The sequence below is a fragment of the Candidatus Nitrospira allomarina genome (assembly GCF_032050975.1).
Lineage (GTDB): Bacteria > Nitrospirota > Nitrospiria > Nitrospirales > UBA8639 > Nitrospira_E > Nitrospira_E allomarina.
The window spans coordinates 4,113,656-4,128,281 of the sequence record NZ_CP116967.1 but is presented as its reverse complement, the minus strand read 5'-3'; the positions used below and the strand labels follow the sequence as shown (position 1 = coordinate 4,128,281).

At 50.3% G+C, this 14,626-nt stretch carries 10 protein-coding genes and 1 pseudogene; 3 read left to right on the top strand and 8 right to left on the bottom strand.

The annotated features are described in order from the left end of the window. Positions 1–276: 276 nt before the first annotated feature. On the top strand, positions 277–1,728 hold the full coding sequence (locus PP769_RS18075) for an amino acid permease (protein WP_312642874.1): 1,452 nt from the start codon (positions 277–279) through the stop codon (positions 1,726–1,728). Between the two features lie 3 nt (positions 1,729–1,731). On the opposite strand, the gene PP769_RS18070 is transcribed toward PP769_RS18075, so the two are convergent. Beyond that, positions 1,732–2,298: a TIGR00645 family protein gene (locus tag PP769_RS18070; protein ID WP_312642872.1), complete on the bottom strand. Its 567-nt coding sequence runs from the start codon at positions 2,296–2,298 to the stop codon at positions 1,732–1,734. A 454-nt stretch (positions 2,299–2,752) separates the two neighbouring features. Next, on the bottom strand, positions 2,753–4,720 hold the full coding sequence (locus PP769_RS18065) for a S8 family serine peptidase (protein WP_312642870.1): 1,968 nt from the start codon (positions 4,718–4,720) through the stop codon (positions 2,753–2,755). Between PP769_RS18065 and PP769_RS18060 the strand changes: the two genes are divergently transcribed. Further along, positions 4,719–5,327 (top strand): hypothetical protein, encoded by a 609-nt coding sequence (locus tag PP769_RS18060; RefSeq protein WP_312642868.1) that lies wholly within the window; start codon positions 4,719–4,721, stop codon positions 5,325–5,327. The two genes, PP769_RS18065 and PP769_RS18060, sit on opposite strands and share 2 nt — an antisense overlap. Here the strand turns inward: PP769_RS18060 and PP769_RS18055 are convergent. The 4 genes from PP769_RS18055 to PP769_RS18040 form a co-directional block, all read right to left on the bottom strand. After that, entirely contained in the window at positions 5,324–6,556 is a 1,233-nt protein-coding gene (locus PP769_RS18055) for a L,D-transpeptidase family protein (protein ID WP_312642866.1), read from the bottom strand. The two genes, PP769_RS18060 and PP769_RS18055, sit on opposite strands and share 4 nt — an antisense overlap. 3 nt (positions 6,557–6,559) lie before the next feature. Then, on the bottom strand, positions 6,560–7,177 hold the full coding sequence (locus PP769_RS18050; RefSeq protein WP_312642862.1) for a DUF4398 domain-containing protein: 618 nt from the start codon (positions 7,175–7,177) through the stop codon (positions 6,560–6,562). A gap of 657 nt (positions 7,178–7,834) precedes the next feature. Then, the gene (locus PP769_RS18045; protein ID WP_312642860.1) at positions 7,835–10,684 is read right to left on the bottom strand and encodes a transglycosylase domain-containing protein; all 2,850 of its coding nucleotides are present in this window, start codon (positions 10,682–10,684) and stop codon (positions 7,835–7,837) included. A 980-nt stretch (positions 10,685–11,664) separates the two neighbouring features. Then, entirely contained in the window at positions 11,665–11,976 is a 312-nt protein-coding gene (locus PP769_RS18040) for a hypothetical protein (RefSeq protein WP_312642859.1), read from the bottom strand. A gap of 782 nt (positions 11,977–12,758) precedes the next feature. On the opposite strand from PP769_RS18040, the gene PP769_RS18035 reads away from it, so the two are divergent. After that, positions 12,759–13,511: an iron-containing redox enzyme family protein gene (locus PP769_RS18035; RefSeq protein ID WP_312642857.1), complete on the top strand. Its 753-nt coding sequence runs from the start codon at positions 12,759–12,761 to the stop codon at positions 13,509–13,511. A gap of 253 nt (positions 13,512–13,764) precedes the next feature. Here PP769_RS18035 and PP769_RS18030 read toward each other — a convergent pair. Further along, positions 13,765–14,241: pseudogene (locus PP769_RS18030) on the bottom strand (integrase core domain-containing protein); the annotation flags it as partial. Positions 14,242–14,283: 42 nt separating this feature from the next. Then, positions 14,284–14,544, bottom strand: coding sequence for a hypothetical protein (locus PP769_RS18025; protein WP_312642855.1), 261 nt, complete (start codon positions 14,542–14,544; stop codon positions 14,284–14,286). Between the last annotated feature and the right edge of the window lie 82 nt (positions 14,545–14,626).

The following is a 14,626-nucleotide window of genomic DNA, read 5'->3' as shown; positions in this document are numbered from 1 at the left end:
AGGGCATGATTTTCTGCATGACGCCATTCCAAGAGAATCATGGGTCTTACAAGATAACCGGGCTTTTTCCTTGAGAGTTTCAATTCTTGAGGAAGAAAGAATTCATATACAAGCCCTTCTGCTTCAAATGGGCTTCTTGTATCCAGGGGGCTGACACCAGGCATATTTATAGCATAAGTCGGGTCGTGGGTAGGGATTGAAAATCTCTTTTTTCCTATCCGTTTCTCTCCTTAAGGCATAAAAACCGCATCTTGGAAGGAAAGTCGAACCACAACGATGTTTGAACGTGTGATGGAACGTTCAGTATTTCGGACGAAACGTTTACAGAGCCACCCGCGCTCCGAAGATTCCCATGGATTAGGGTTAAGACGGGATCTGACTGTGTGGCATTTAGTCGCGCTTGGGATCGGCGCCATTATTGGAACCGGAGTGTTTGTCTTAATAGGAACGGCCACGGTCGGCAATTCCCATCGCCCGGGTGCGGGGCCCGGCATCATCCTGTCCTTTTTGGGTTCGGGAATGGTCTGCGCGCTGGCTGCGCTCTGTTATGCGGAATTTGCCTCTATGATTCCAGTGGCCGGCAGCGCGTATTCCTATACCTATGCCACGTTGGGAGAAGTGATTGCCTGGTTAGTGGGGTGGAATCTAATTTTGGAATATGGCGTGGCGAGTGCGGCTGTGGCCATTGGCTGGTCCGGGTATTTTGTCAATGTTCTCAAGTTGGTGGGCATTGAACTACCGGATCTGTTGGCTCATGCTCCAGAAACAGGCCGCAGTGGCCTGATCAATCTTCCGGCCGTGCTCGTCTCTCTTGTGATGATGGGACTACTCTTGATGGGAACCAAGCGAAGTGCACAGATCACCGGAGTGATTGTGGTCGTAAAACTTTTCGTCATTCTTTTCTTTCTAGCTGTTGGAGCAGGAGGGGTGAACGCCGAGAATTGGACCCCGTTTCTTCCTAATGGGCTATCCGGCGTCGGAGCAGCCGCAGCCATTGTGTTTTTCGCGTATGTGGGTTTCGATGCGGTCTCGACGGCGGCCGAAGAAGCTCGAAACCCCCAGCAGGACATTCCTAGGGCTATCTTGATATCCTTGGCATTCTGCACGCTTATTTATGTCTCCGTGGCAGGCGTTCTGACGGGGTTAGTCCCTGTAACAACCATTGATGTTCATGCACCTGTGGCAGACGCTCTCAGCCGAGCAGGATACCGGTGGGGCGCAGCCCTGGTTGCCGTTGGGGCTTTGGCCGGGATTACCGGCGTATTACTTGTCATGATGCTCGGGCAAATCCGGATCTTCTTTGCGATGTCTCGAGATGGTCTCCTCAGTCCTCGCCTGGCGACGATTCATTCCAGGTATCAGACTCCGTCCCTGTCCACCATTCTGACTGGATCAGGGGTCGCGCTTCTCGCTGGGTTTATCCCCATCGGAGAAGCCGCTGATATGACGAATATTGGAACCCTTTTTGCGTTTTGTCTTGTCTGCCTTGGCGTGCTGTGGCTCCGTGTCACCCAACCGGAGCATCCACGGCCGTTCCGGCTTCCCTGGATGCCATGGATCCCCGTGTTGGGAACACTCTCATGTTTTGGGCTTATGCTCTTTCTTCCCTCACTTACCTGGATTCGTTTTGGGGCGTGGACATGTATCGGACTCCTGGTCTACGCCTTCTATGGCCATCGCCACAGCCGGTTGGCCGCCACCCATAAAAATATTTCGAGATTCACATAGCGGTTAATGGTTCTTCGCCTTGGTCATGATTTTATCTGTCCAGGCTAACAACACGGCTGAGCCTAAAAAGGTCAGATGAATGATGATTTGCCATTGAATGTGCTCAATTGGCACATTGGCAATGTTGACGAAGGCTTTAAGTAAATGAATGCTGGAAATGCCAATCAACGAGGCTGCTAGTTTCACTTTGATCGTGCCCGGGTCAATATGGCTGAGCCAATCCGGTCGATCAGGATGACTCTCCAGACTTATTTTACTGACAAATGTCGCATATCCTCCGATGACGACCATGGTGAGCAGATTGGCCACCATGGTGATATCCACCAGGGTGAGGATTCCTAACATAAACACGGTTTCGGTGAGGGTGCCAATTTCATGTACCATGTGCCACAGTTCGGTCAGAAATTTCCAGGCATAGAGCACTTCAGCGAGGATCAATCCACCATATAAGGGTGCTTGTATCCACCGGCTGGCAAAAATGCCCATTTCGAATACGTGTTCGATCCAATGGGGAATGTCTGCCGGTGTGGAACCGATAGGAGAATCCGGTGAAGTCGGGGATTGGGCCATAAAAACCTCCTTTGAAATAATGTTGAATCACCGCTTAAAGCTCTTCAGTCTATCTTGGAACTTGACCGTGTTAATAACGCATGCAAACAATGCTCTTTAAACGTGCTAAGAGTGATCGTTGGCGCAGATTTTGATGTGAGAAAAAAATAAGTCACATCATTCCAAGTTGATCAATGACTGTTGGTAGGTAAAAATTTTTATGGGTGAGGAGGAATGATCAAGATTGGTGCGGAAGGTGGGTGAGCGCGAAATTGAAGCGAAGGGATGAGATTGTTTTCTTGAATGTGGTGGTCAGTCTGGCAAATATACTGGGAGCGTTAGATCAGATCAAGTTTTCTAAGATGGTCCCCGGTGAGGAGTCCGATTTTCATGTCAGATGGCATCGGCCACGGACATATCAAAGGGTGGCCGATGCATGCATACCCTCTCCCACACCCCATGCCGGTCAACTTCTTTAGAAAACCAGGGTCACCGAGAACTGTAAGATGCGCCCGGTATCAAGTTTCTCTTTATCCTGAACCGTCAGGGACCATTTTCCCTTTGGATTTTTGCCGACGAATGCCAGGAGGTCCGGTGTCGTGGTGACGTCATAGGTGGTGTGGATATTGTCTGTGCCACCTCCAATTCGATTATGGAGCAAAATGGACGATACTCCTGTTGAATTGGGGGGTACCACCTTAATGATCAAATCACCGATATACGAATGCTCAATATCCACTCCGATTTTGACGGAGGTGAGCGGGGTAGTCTCGGCCACTTGAAGAGAGAGCTTTGACGTTTGAAGGTCGCGAATGGGAATGATGGCGGTCGAAGTATGAACGGTGGTAGGAGTCGGAATGGCCGGTGCAGCCAATTCTACCGCGCGTTTGGCATTGACCCGGCCATACCCATATAAGGTGCTATGGCCGTTGGTGTCATATTTACCAGCGCTTGGATCAATTTGATCACACGAGCGTTTGAGCAGATCTTTGACTTCATCCCATCGCAGGGAGGGGTTGCGAGCGAGAATGAGGGCGGCCACCCCTGCGACACCCGGACATGCGCTTGATGTGCCGCCAAAATCGTTGACATAATTGCCTGCCGCATCGCCTCGACTGACTTGTCCGGGATTATATCCTGCTGATGCTGAGCGATCGGTGGTCCAGATTCCCGGGATGGGGAGAACGGTATCGTTGCTGGGAAAGGTACACCAAATGGCCTTGCCGAAATCGCTATAGGCACTCCTTTTACCTTTGGCGTGGCAGGCGGCCACGGCAATCACTTTTTCATAACTGGCATAACCATCGTTATCGACACTTTCGTTGCCGTTTCCGGCGGCCCAGGTGATCACACACCCTTTTCCGTTGCGTCCATTCGCGACGGTCCAATCAATAGCAAGACGGGTGGAATCCGGCAGGGGAACGACCGTGTGGTGGAGCGGGTCGCGTGGATCCCACCAGGCGCCATCCTCCGGCCCCCAGCTACAGGAAATGACGTCCGCGCCATGTTGGGCGGCCCAGATAAATGCATCGGCCTCGGCCTGTGAGCCTAACGGAGATACATAACGGATGGCCATCAATCCGGCTTTGGGAGCGACCCCGGAGGCACCATGAAAACCGTTGCCGGTGGCGACGCCTGCACAGGCGGTTCCATGATTATCCCGGCTGCCGGGTCGAGGATCGTCAGTGGCGCGTGTGACGTCGCGAGGAGCGATAAGTTTTCCTGAACCGGCAAACTCTTCGTGATCAAGATCCATGCCGTCATCAATGATTGCGACAGTGATATTTTCTCCCTCACTGAGTGCCCAGGCGGCCTCCACGTTGGCATGGGCATCATAGACCGTCCCATCAATCGTGGTCTTTTTCAGATGCCATTGTTGTGGGAACGCTGTGCGCCATCCCATTTGTCTGACAAGTTCAGGGTGACAGAGCTCCACATGTTTATGCCGCAGGAGACTCTCGGCTATGGCAAACACTTCCTGCCCTGTGCCCTCAGGCGCTTCGAGAAAGAAGGTATTGCGAGCATATTCCAGGACTCGTTTAATTCCGAGTCCGGAGGCTTTTAAGATTTTTCGACAAGTGGATTCGGCCAGGTCATCATCAAATTTGGAAAAAAGATTTTCGGTGTACAGAACAGGTTGTTTTGACTGAGGATCGACCAGGACCCGTCCGGCAAATTGGACGTCTTTTACGGATTGTATGGTAGTGCGGATGGCTCCTCGGGCGCTTGCGCGTCGAACGGTTTGAGGATAACGAAAGATTTCCACTCCGGCATGGTGAAACCGGTGCACAGGCTCGAGATTGTCCAGGGCCTGCCGAGCTCGCGTTGACTGAGCGGCGGCTTCCAATGGTCGACGACTCTGCGTTCGCACCACCACGAGCTCTTCATCGGTTTTCAGTTTGAACGCTTTCCCGTTTTGTCCTCCATAACGATATGACAGCATGGGTGTTCTCCTTCGGTTTGACTACATAATGATGCGTGGACTTGCTTCGTATTCCTTCGTAGAATGGCTCATGGCTGTGAACGATCCGTTTTCTCACTTTCCTCTAAGGATAAAGGTAGAAGCCCAAGCCTTGTCACGTGTCTATGTTCGTGAATCTGACTGCTTTGCGGTCCATGGGCCGGTGCCCTCGGCTTTGGCCACTTCAGTGTTGTACGCTTTTGATGATCCGGTCATCAACGTGTGCCGAGGTGAGGTCCCGGCCTTGTCGGGGCTACCTTCCGACCTGATAGTGACACCGGTCTATCGTCTTGAACCTAATGGTCCGCAAGGAGTGCCGACCGGCAATGTGTTTATTCGTTTCCGGTTAAAGGTTTCCGTCGAGGGTCGGCAAAAAGACATAGAAGCGTGCGGCTTCTCCATTCGTGAATCACTTTCCTATGCACCTCATGCCGCATGGCTTCGGAGCCAGGATGGAAATATTGCCACGGCGCTTAATGGTATTGCAAAGTTGCGTGATCTAATTGATGTGGAACTGGTAGAACCGCAAATGTTGATGAGGCGGATGCAGCGTTCACCCGACGGTCCCCCGTCGAATGCACCACCTTAAAACGTTTCCTTCGAATGATCGTATCGGTGTTGGACGGCAAGCGAATCTCTAGAAAGAGCGATTCGTTGGCGGGCATGGTTGGTGATGTCGCCAAGCGCTTTTACCACCCAATTGTCCGGTTGTAGAGCTCCGACGATTGTCACCGGAGTTCCTTCTGCAGCAAGATGAAAGACGGCATCCATATCTGCATTATGGAGGGCGACGCAGCCATTCGTTGTGCTGTTGCCATCAGGTTGTTGGCCATGAATTTCAATGAGGCCTCCGATGCCGCGGTGTGCCGCTAAGCCTCCCTTGTTCTTGGCTTTCTGGAAGCGTTGACGATGGGCATTGGTTGGATAATTAAGTAAGAGGGCCTTATGGAATTTGGTGGATCCCGGTCCTTTTTTTTGCAGGATTCGAAACTGTCCCTCCGGTGTCGCGCCATCCCCTTCCTGCAACTTGTCCTGAAGTCCTGAAAAGCCGAGATCAATAGAAAACCGGCGCAACGGTTTTCCATTCCGATAGACTACAAGGTGGCGGGAGGTTTTAATGACCACGATAGCTGTGCCTCCTGTCCTTGAAGACCAATCCAGGGTGTTGGTGACCCAATGGGTCCACGTGGCAAGTTGTGAGACGGCCCCATACCGTTTCATTTGGGAAATGGCATGAGCCTCGGCGGGTACAAGAGATTCTCTTGCCTGTCTGAGGAGAATATGAGCTTGCTTGTCGCTGTCTTGGGCGAGTCGAGAGGCTGCCTGATTGAGTAACCCCTCCGTTACCGATAGGGTCCGTAGATTTCGTCGAACATCAAATATACCGGTTAATGCACGTAGACGGGCGACTTGGCGACGTTCCGACTCCAGGGCAGTTGTCAGTTGCTGGTGTCGGGTGAATTTTTGCTGTGTGGAGGTCTTAAGAAGGGTCGAGCCCTCTTGCAGCAGATTTTGGTAGGTTGTTTGAAGTGTATAGATGTCGGTGGTTGGCCACCAACGAGTTTGTTCTCTCCGCCATTGCGTTCGAAGATCGATGATGTCCTGGTGAAATGCGCGATATCGTTCCGGGAAATAGGCTTCCGCGCCGTGGCTCCACGCCTGGCGATCGAGCGATTCAAGTTGAGGTGGGAAGATTTCGGGAAGGCGATCTGCCTTCCACCAGGCAACAATCAGGAATGAAAGCATGATGAGAGCGCCAGCCGCCAGCCAAACTGCTGGGCGTTTGGCTGGATGTCGGCCAGAGCCCCACCCTCGCATGTGTTAAGCCTTCTTGTGTTTTCCTGTCTTCTGAATGGCCTGCGCGACCTGTTCATTCACGCGAGCTGCCAAAGCTTGAACTGATTCGGCTTTAGCCTTGACTCCAATATAGTCTTCCATGGCCATAATGGCCTCAATTTCAGCAAATGTGGTTTCTGCGGCTTGTAGGTCGCCACGTAAGGCTTGCAGATCGGCCTGGGTTCCCTTGCCTGTAGGTGCTTGGGCCAACAGATTTTTGGCTTCCTCTAAAGAGGTTTTGGCTAACACCACGGCTCCTTCCGCTTCGGTTTTAAACAATTGCCTGTTGGCGATGGCTTCGGTTTTGGCTTTTTCGGCATCCGCTACAACCTTCACTAAGAGGGCATTTGCGCCATCATAGTTGCGCGTCATTACAAATGTATCGTCTTGCGCTGCTATTTCTTCCTGGGCTTTTTGATATTCGTCCTCCGCAACGCGTAAGGATTCAGGGGCATATTTCTCCGCACCGGCTTGCTTGGCAGTCTGAAGGGCTTGCAAGGCCGAGTCAGTCCCTTGAATGGGTTTTTCGGCGCAGGCCATAAGCATGGTGCCGAATAGCAATACGAGAGTGCCCGTTTTTAATGATTGAATCACGTTTTCCATGTTTGTCAGTTTCCTCCTTTTTGATTGAGAGAAAAGATTCTCTCCCCGTTGGTTTTGGTTGTACGAGCCTGGCCCACGATTGGTGAAAGAGGCGAATTCCCTACCCTCGTTAATGAATTCCACTGACTTGTCTGGAAAGTACAGCGTTGGTGTAGACGCGGAATGTTTGGGTAAGACATTCAGATACGAGAGGCGTGCCTTCTTTTGTTCCCCTCCTGTTTCCTGAGCGGCTTTTTCCTCAAGTAATGATCTAATGAGCAAAGAAGATGCCAAAGAAATGTGATCACAAAAGATGGGGATGAGTAAGTATGAACAGCTAAAAGACCTATTTTTGCATACAAAATCAGGAAAAAGGCTGAATCATGTGTGAGAACCCATGGACATCATGTCTGAGAAAAGAAACTTTGTCCGTGAATTTCTTTAAAGAAGGCAGTAAACGAAGCACCAAATAATTTCCAGGGCGCACAAAAGCTTTGTGATCGGTTTGATGTTGGTTGAGGGAGAGGTCCAACGTAGCGAAGAAGCGGCCCGTCGGACTCACATTCAGAGCAAGTCCTGGTCAAACGCAGATCTCGTGAAAAGTTTCAAAGGAGTAATGAAAAGAGAGGTTTGGGCAGGTATGAAGTTCAGCCTGAAAACAAGTGACGGCCAGAATGATCAACTTTGTGGTTGAAAGGATTGGCGGACTTTGGCTTCTAAGGAGTATGGCCTGACATACGCGTGGAGATGCGGTGCAAATAAACGAAAGATGCGGACGGGTAAACTGCTTGTGAAGCTGAAGTCACCAGATTGCGGACCTGATACCTGGGCGGTAATGGTTCCAAAGAAGCGGTTGTCAATGAGAAACACAAATGTGGCTGTTCGGGCGATGGGGCGGGATTCAATTAATCGATAGCCTCGCTCATACACTTTTTGACGATGATCTCCGGTTCCGGTTTTCCCACCGATCGAGATGGTCATACCCTCTGAGGGCGGCAAGGCGCCTTTCGCACCGATCGCTGTTCCATGTTCCACCACTTCGATAAGTTCCTGACGGAGAATTTGAGCGACCAGCGGGTTCAAAACTTGTTCCTGATCTGGTTCTTGAGGTGCGACAAGTGTTTCAAACGGGGTTCCTTCCGCAAAGTGCAATTGTCGAATTGTCACCGTGGGGATTTTTCTTCCCTCGTTGACCAGAATACCCATGAGTGCGGTCAACGCCGCCGGGCGGTCGGCGGAGCTGCCAATAGCGGTCGCTAATGACGGGACTAAAGTTGCAAAGGGATATCCGACCCGTTTCCAGGCTTTGTGGATTTCCATGAATGCCTCTTGTTCCAGAATAAGTCGAATCCGACTATCCTGTGCGGCTTTACGATGAGTCTTAAATAACCAGGCGTATACCTCCAACAACTCCTGCTCACTGGCGTTGGTGAGTTCGGATTTGCCGGAATTGGGGTGTTTTCGGAGGAATGCAACCGTCCACAATTCCAGGGGATGGATGCGGGCCACATAGCCTCGATCAGCAAGGCTGAGCACGCGGGGATCAGTCTGTGTAAAAAGCCGGTCGGCTTGCTCGGGGGAGAGCTTGATGGTGGGAAATGTCTTTTGCAGAGATGCGGTGAAGGTCCGGACATCCTTCTCAGGTTCGATTGAGCGCAGTAGGACAGCCAGTCGGAGCGGTGTGAGCCGAGTCTGGGAAAGGACCAGCTGCCAGGCTTCTTCCGGCGGAAGTCCTTTGTATTTGTCGTAGAAACGATAGAGAAAGATTCGACCTTCCTGTTGGGCGAATTTTTGTAAATATTGCCGGCGTATGGGATTGAGAGGGTCTTTGAGGACCATCGCGGTCGATCCGGGTATGGCGAGAGTGTGATACTGGACGAGATCCCGCATTAAGCGGATAAAGACTAAATTCACTGAGTGATGAAAAGCTTCCCGGACAGTAAACACTTTCCCGTTATCGGCTCTGTTGAAATTGGCAAAGGTGTGAAGCCCGCCCCCAGTCCAAAACCGTTCGGTTGGACTTGCTGAATACTGTCGATTGAGGGCGGCCTTTAATATTCCAGAGAGGGATTGATCTGAAGAAGTCTGCAGATAGGTTATTGCCCATCGGCTCAGTGGGTCCAGGGATTGCTGGTTGACCTCCAAGAGTTTTTGAGGGGACAGCCCTGCATACGCGTGATGGAGGCGTTCAATGGCTTCCAGATATGTGACCAATGTACGAAGTTTGGCCGTTGAGCCCAGATCCATTTTTGAGCCCTGATTCATATCCAATGGTTGATTGAGGGTGTCGGTTTGAACTCGAAGGAGATTGCCGTGGGGGGTTCGCTCATACAGAGTCAGGCTATAAATGATATCCGCCGGATTTCCTTGAGCAAGCAGATGAGGTTGAGTCAGTTGGGAGCCTTTCACAAAGGCCGGATCTGCCAGTTGTTGTAGGAGGGTGGTTGCTCGAAATTGGAGATCGCGGTCCAGGGTGGTTTCCACGGTGGCGTCCAGATGGTCCAAGGCATACAGACTTGGAAGCCCTAATAAATTTTGCAAATGGGCGCGTATGAAATTTGGTGCTTTTTGATCTTGAAAGGAGGTGTTGCTTGAATTCGTTGATGATGCTGGCGCAAAGACCAAGGGATAAATAAGGGCGAGGTCTCGCATAGCAGGGGAAATAATACCGGCGCTTGTCAGGAGGCGAAGGTAGGTATTGGTTTTCTCGTTCAGGGCATCAATTTGTGTAAGGTAAAAGGAGGGTCGCCTGAGAGCCAGGAGGAGACTGACTCCTTTTTTGTAGGTGGCTGCAGCCAAGGCCATCTTTTCCAAAGATGCCGGGTCAGCACCAGCCAGAATCTGACCAAACCGGTTGAGGTCCATGTGAAACCAAGCCGAAAGTCCATCACCGAAGCCATGGACCTCCCCGGCACCAGGATACGCGCCGAGCGGGAATGAATTCATATAATCCAGAACCAAATGTTTTTGAGCCTCTTGCGTGCGTACGTCGTCGTGATAAATACGGAGACTGGCGGCCGTTACCTGTTTGGCTTTTTCCAGCAGGGAGGAGGTTTGTCCTCCGGGAGAATGCCGGAATTTCTCCAATTGCGTGGCCAAAGTGCTCCCCCCGGGAACGTTCTGGTCGTTTTTCACCAATTGGATGCCTTGCGTGAGGAATGCTTGCCCTAACCGGTCCCATTCCACGGCCGGATTGGCATAGGGACAGCAGGGATCAAGTAATTCTCGATTTTCAATGAAAAGGAGAGTTTGAACCAACAAGGGGGGAATTGCTTCAAAATTAGGAAATACTCGCTTCGGGTCTTCATGGTGAAACAGGTCCTGACCATGACTATCCACAATGTGTAACCCGCCCTGGGCCTTTACCCGGTAGATGGGAGGGATACCCATATTGGAGATGGTTGTGAGTTCAGTCGATGGATGGGCTTGCGCCTGAATGACGAATCCTTTCTTTTGGAGCTTGGAGAGCATATTGGGGAGTCGGATATACCCGCGCCGTTCGTCCAATGGGCCTGCAGATGGAAACACTGTGAGTGGGGAGGGCCCCGGTTTTACTTGGGATGTTAGTTGAGCGGAGATTGCATGAAATAGATGGGATTGCAGCCAGGAAGTGTTCAGTTCAAATATCGCCCAGCCCAAAAAAGTCAATGTGGCCAGGAAGACAATATACGTGGTTTGGTAGGGGGGGCGAAGGCTTTGAAGGAGGCGGCCCAGGTTTCGCCATTTCTCGATTTGGTGGGAATTACCGGGTGTGGTTTCAGCGCCAACCCAAGGATCGGCAGGAGGAAAGGTCAGGGCCTTTCTTGATTGGAGAAGAGATGCCAGAAAAGTCGCTGGTTTACGGAAAGGTCCGGTCTGTATGTATAAGAGCATGGAAATGTGATAACGGAACGTAACCCAACCTAGCCAAGTGTTTCGGAATACAATTGTGCAAAAAATGTACGAATGCTTTATGGATTTCATATGCTGCCAGTATGGTCAAGTGCGATGACAAAGCAGGTTCCTTTGATTGAAAAAGTCAATTGGCGAGCCAAGTTAGTAAACTTACATCTGGGTGAAATTGGTAAATGGTGCGCAAGGATGTTTCCGGTTGTTGGTTGATGTGCTTTCCAACCAGGACAAGTTGTCCAGGTTAAATGCTGTGTGGTTGACAAAAGGCTGTAGGTTGAGAAAAAGGGAGATAGTGCGTTAGGAAAGAGGAAGTCACCGGTAGTTAGTGCAAAATAGGGCGATAGGTGAATACCCAATCTGCGTTCGCACAATGCGGGTTCTCCCGATTGAGTTGGAGGTTTCTGGTTCTCTTTCTTATGGGAAAATATGCGCATAGGGGTTTCGAGCGACCTCATCATGTCGTCAGGGGGGAGAAAGTGGGCAATAACTCGTTTGAGGAGCTGTGTGAGGATGGCTGAAAACTTGGCCTATGGTGCTTTGGGAGAAACCTGAGGAAGAAAAAGAGATGACCCACGGAAATTCCGTGGGTCAACTGATGAACTTTGGGTGGGGAAAAATTATCCGACGAGTTCAGCTACTGGTTTTTGAAAAGACCGGGAATTTTGTTTTCGCTGTTTAGTCCATCTGCCGGTAGTAGGAGGAGCTGGCTCCGAGTTCGGCTGAGTAGCGTGTGAGGGCTGGCTTTTACCAGTAAGAGTATCTTCCACCTGTTGGAGTTCCTTGAGATGAGAGTGGTGTTGTTCCAATTCCCACGCAACCGCTTTTGAGAGTTGCGCCACCTGTCTGCGTAATTGGTTCATGGCGTGTTCATGTTGTAATAATTCGCTTTTGCGAGCCAGGCTTATGTACCGGCTATCCACATACATCATTAGTTGATCCCTCCGTGTGTTGACTGTTGATACTTTCAATGCCTTAATCCGTTTGCCCGTTACTTTATTGGGCAAAAGCAAACCTGTTGCCACATTCCGTTTTCCTCAGGATTGGAAACCTAAAGCATTGATGTTGTAATGAATTTTCATCACTCAATATCCATCTGGTGTGTGCTCGATTCCTGATATGAGTGAGTACGGTCAATGTTTTTTACCATCAGCATAGACGGGGGCATTTATTGTTAAGCATCAAAATAAGCTTGAGTACATCTGAGGTGAAGCACCAAAAACGTGAAAAAAATTTTCGACGAATACCGTATTTACGGCCCTTTCTATTTTGATACAGATTGGCACATTTTGTAGAATGCCTTACCTTGATAGTTCCTGGCAAAATTTTTCCGATCTTGTTTCGTTTTATGCTATTTTTATTATGATAGGTCTTTGATTCCCTTGATCCAGAAAGAAAAATGATGGGGGGGTGATGACACTGAATATGATACGGGTTGAGTTGTAATTATTTGTTTTTGTTATGGTAGAGATGCTCGTGCTTTCTAGTGGATTCTTTAATTTCTTCTTTAAGTTGCGTATTTAACTCATCCTGCTATTCTGAATGGTTGGACAAGATCTTCATATGAGCCAGAAATCATTCTTCAATGGTTGTCAATCCCGCATAAAATTAAAGACTCCAGAAAATCGATTGAAACCCGAATGGTTATTAAGTTGAATCTGGGCTGAGCATTGATGGATTGGTAATTCACCGAGTCATTAGCAAGCAATACAGAATGTCCATCAAGAAACTATCTTCAGCGCAATTTCGTCTGAAATTGCTGAATCTCATGACTCAGAAACATCATTGGGCCTGGCCTCAATTCGTTGGGCCAACCATCTCCAAAGCGCAACTCAAAATTCATTATCAACAAGAGTACGCCGTGTATGTCCGGGACTTCCCCGTTTTCCTGGCACGTATTCACGGGCAAAATCCTCCGTTAGAAGTCCGAAAAATGTTAGCCGAAAATATTTATGAGGAAGATACCGGGATGCTGTCATTGGGGACTTCACATCCTCAACTCTTTATGAGAATGATGGGGGGATTAGGGTTTCGCTCACGCGAATTTGAGAAGATTCGGTTATTGCCTGCTACCCAGCGCTATCGGTCCTGGTTGGATCGGATTTCTAATAGCTCTGATTGGGTCTTAAACGCCGCCGTTTTGACGATTTTTGTTGAAGGCAGCGTCAATGATCGTCAGGAACTCCTCCATCCGGTTAAATCCAAAGCTCCCCGGCATATTCAGGAAAAGATTACACATCATCCCCTGGTCCAGCATCAGGGGGTCTCGCATCAAGCCATGGATCTCATCCGAGCGCATCAAATGGTTGAAACCGGTCATCGTCATGATGCCTATGCGATGGTGATCCACTATGCCGACACTCGTTCTCACCAGGATAAAATTCTGGCCGCGGTTAAAAAAACTCTTCACCTTTGGCTTCGCTATCGTGATGGAGTGGCCCGGGCCTGCGGATTGACGCAAGGGTGAGTTTTTAAAAATGTTATATGCAGTCTGGCATTGCCCGTAAAACCACTCAACCTATGGATCCCACTATTGTTAAGTTCGATCAAGTTTTTGTTTGAGTGGTTGCGAGGTTAGCCTAACTGCGATTGAGTTCTTTGAAATTCTACATTGCCAACGGAATCGCTGGTCTTTATGTTAAACCGAAGTAACCTTTAGGAGTATTAATAGGGGGTATACTTTTATCTACCTCGACCCTGCCGATTCCCTCTGACCTGCCTCATTCTCTGGCCAGTTGGGATGTTAGGTTATCCGGATCAATGCTCCTCCAAACAGCCGCGGACACCTGGTAGCCGAGCGCACTGTGTGGCCGTTCTTCATTATATCGGCGTCGCCACTCCTCGATCACCACCCTGGCCTCTGGTAAGCTCTGGAAGAGTTCGGCATCGAGGCATTCACGGCGCAATGTGCCGTTGAAACTTTCGTTGCTGCCATTCTGCCAGGGCTTGCCGGGTTCGATCCGACTCGGGATAATCTCCTGGTCGTTCAAAAAGGTTGTGAGGTGTTGGGCCCTGAATTCTGGGCCGTTCTCACTCCGGATATACCGCGGGCGTCCATTGCGAGCATTTAACCGCTGCAACACGGTGATGACCTGTCGATGGGTCAATGAAGAGGCCACTTCAATTGCCAAACAAAATCGTGTGGCTTCATCTGTGACCGTCAGGCAACGAAAGGGTTCGCCCTCGGCATAGGTATCGTGGGAAACATCCTAATTCCTGACATCATGTGGGGTCTTCGCTCATGGCTGTACGGTGCCTCCCGTGCAGAACTTTCTTCGGCGCTTCCGCCTCGGAAGGCCCAGCCCCTGTTGTTGCTTCACTCGATAAATTCGTTTGAGATCTCCGGCACGCCACGGCCTTGGAGAAAGCTTCCGGCTAACCGATTCCCCCATTGCGGATAACGTGTCATCACTCCGCGCAAAACTTTGACTAGTCGGACATCCTGTCGCACTTTGCGCGCCCGATAGTTCAGCCCGGAGCGTAGCGTCGAACAGAGCCACGCGGGTCCTCGCGTCCGAAGCCCCTAGGCACAAGCAACCTTGGCCAGTTGCCGTCGTGCGTGTGGGCTTCCTACTTTTTTGG

Coding starts and splice junctions, on each gene's coding strand:
- PP769_RS18070 (WP_312642872.1), bottom strand. CDS start 2,298: ATGGCCCAATCCCCGACTTCACCGGATTCTCCTATCGGTTCCACACCG.
- PP769_RS18035 (WP_312642857.1), top strand. CDS start 12,759: ATGTCCATCAAGAAACTATCTTCAGCGCAATTTCGTCTGAAATTGCTG.
- PP769_RS18050 (WP_312642862.1), bottom strand. CDS start 7,177: ATGGAAAACGTGATTCAATCATTAAAAACGGGCACTCTCGTATTGCTA.
- PP769_RS18060 (WP_312642868.1), top strand. CDS start 4,719: ATGGGTGTTCTCCTTCGGTTTGACTACATAATGATGCGTGGACTTGCT.
- PP769_RS18040 (WP_312642859.1), bottom strand. CDS start 11,976: ATGATGTATGTGGATAGCCGGTACATAAGCCTGGCTCGCAAAAGCGAA.
- PP769_RS18055 (WP_312642866.1), bottom strand. CDS start 6,556: ATGCGAGGGTGGGGCTCTGGCCGACATCCAGCCAAACGCCCAGCAGTT.
- PP769_RS18075 (WP_312642874.1), top strand. CDS start 277: ATGTTTGAACGTGTGATGGAACGTTCAGTATTTCGGACGAAACGTTTA.
- PP769_RS18065 (WP_312642870.1), bottom strand. CDS start 4,720: ATGCTGTCATATCGTTATGGAGGACAAAACGGGAAAGCGTTCAAACTG.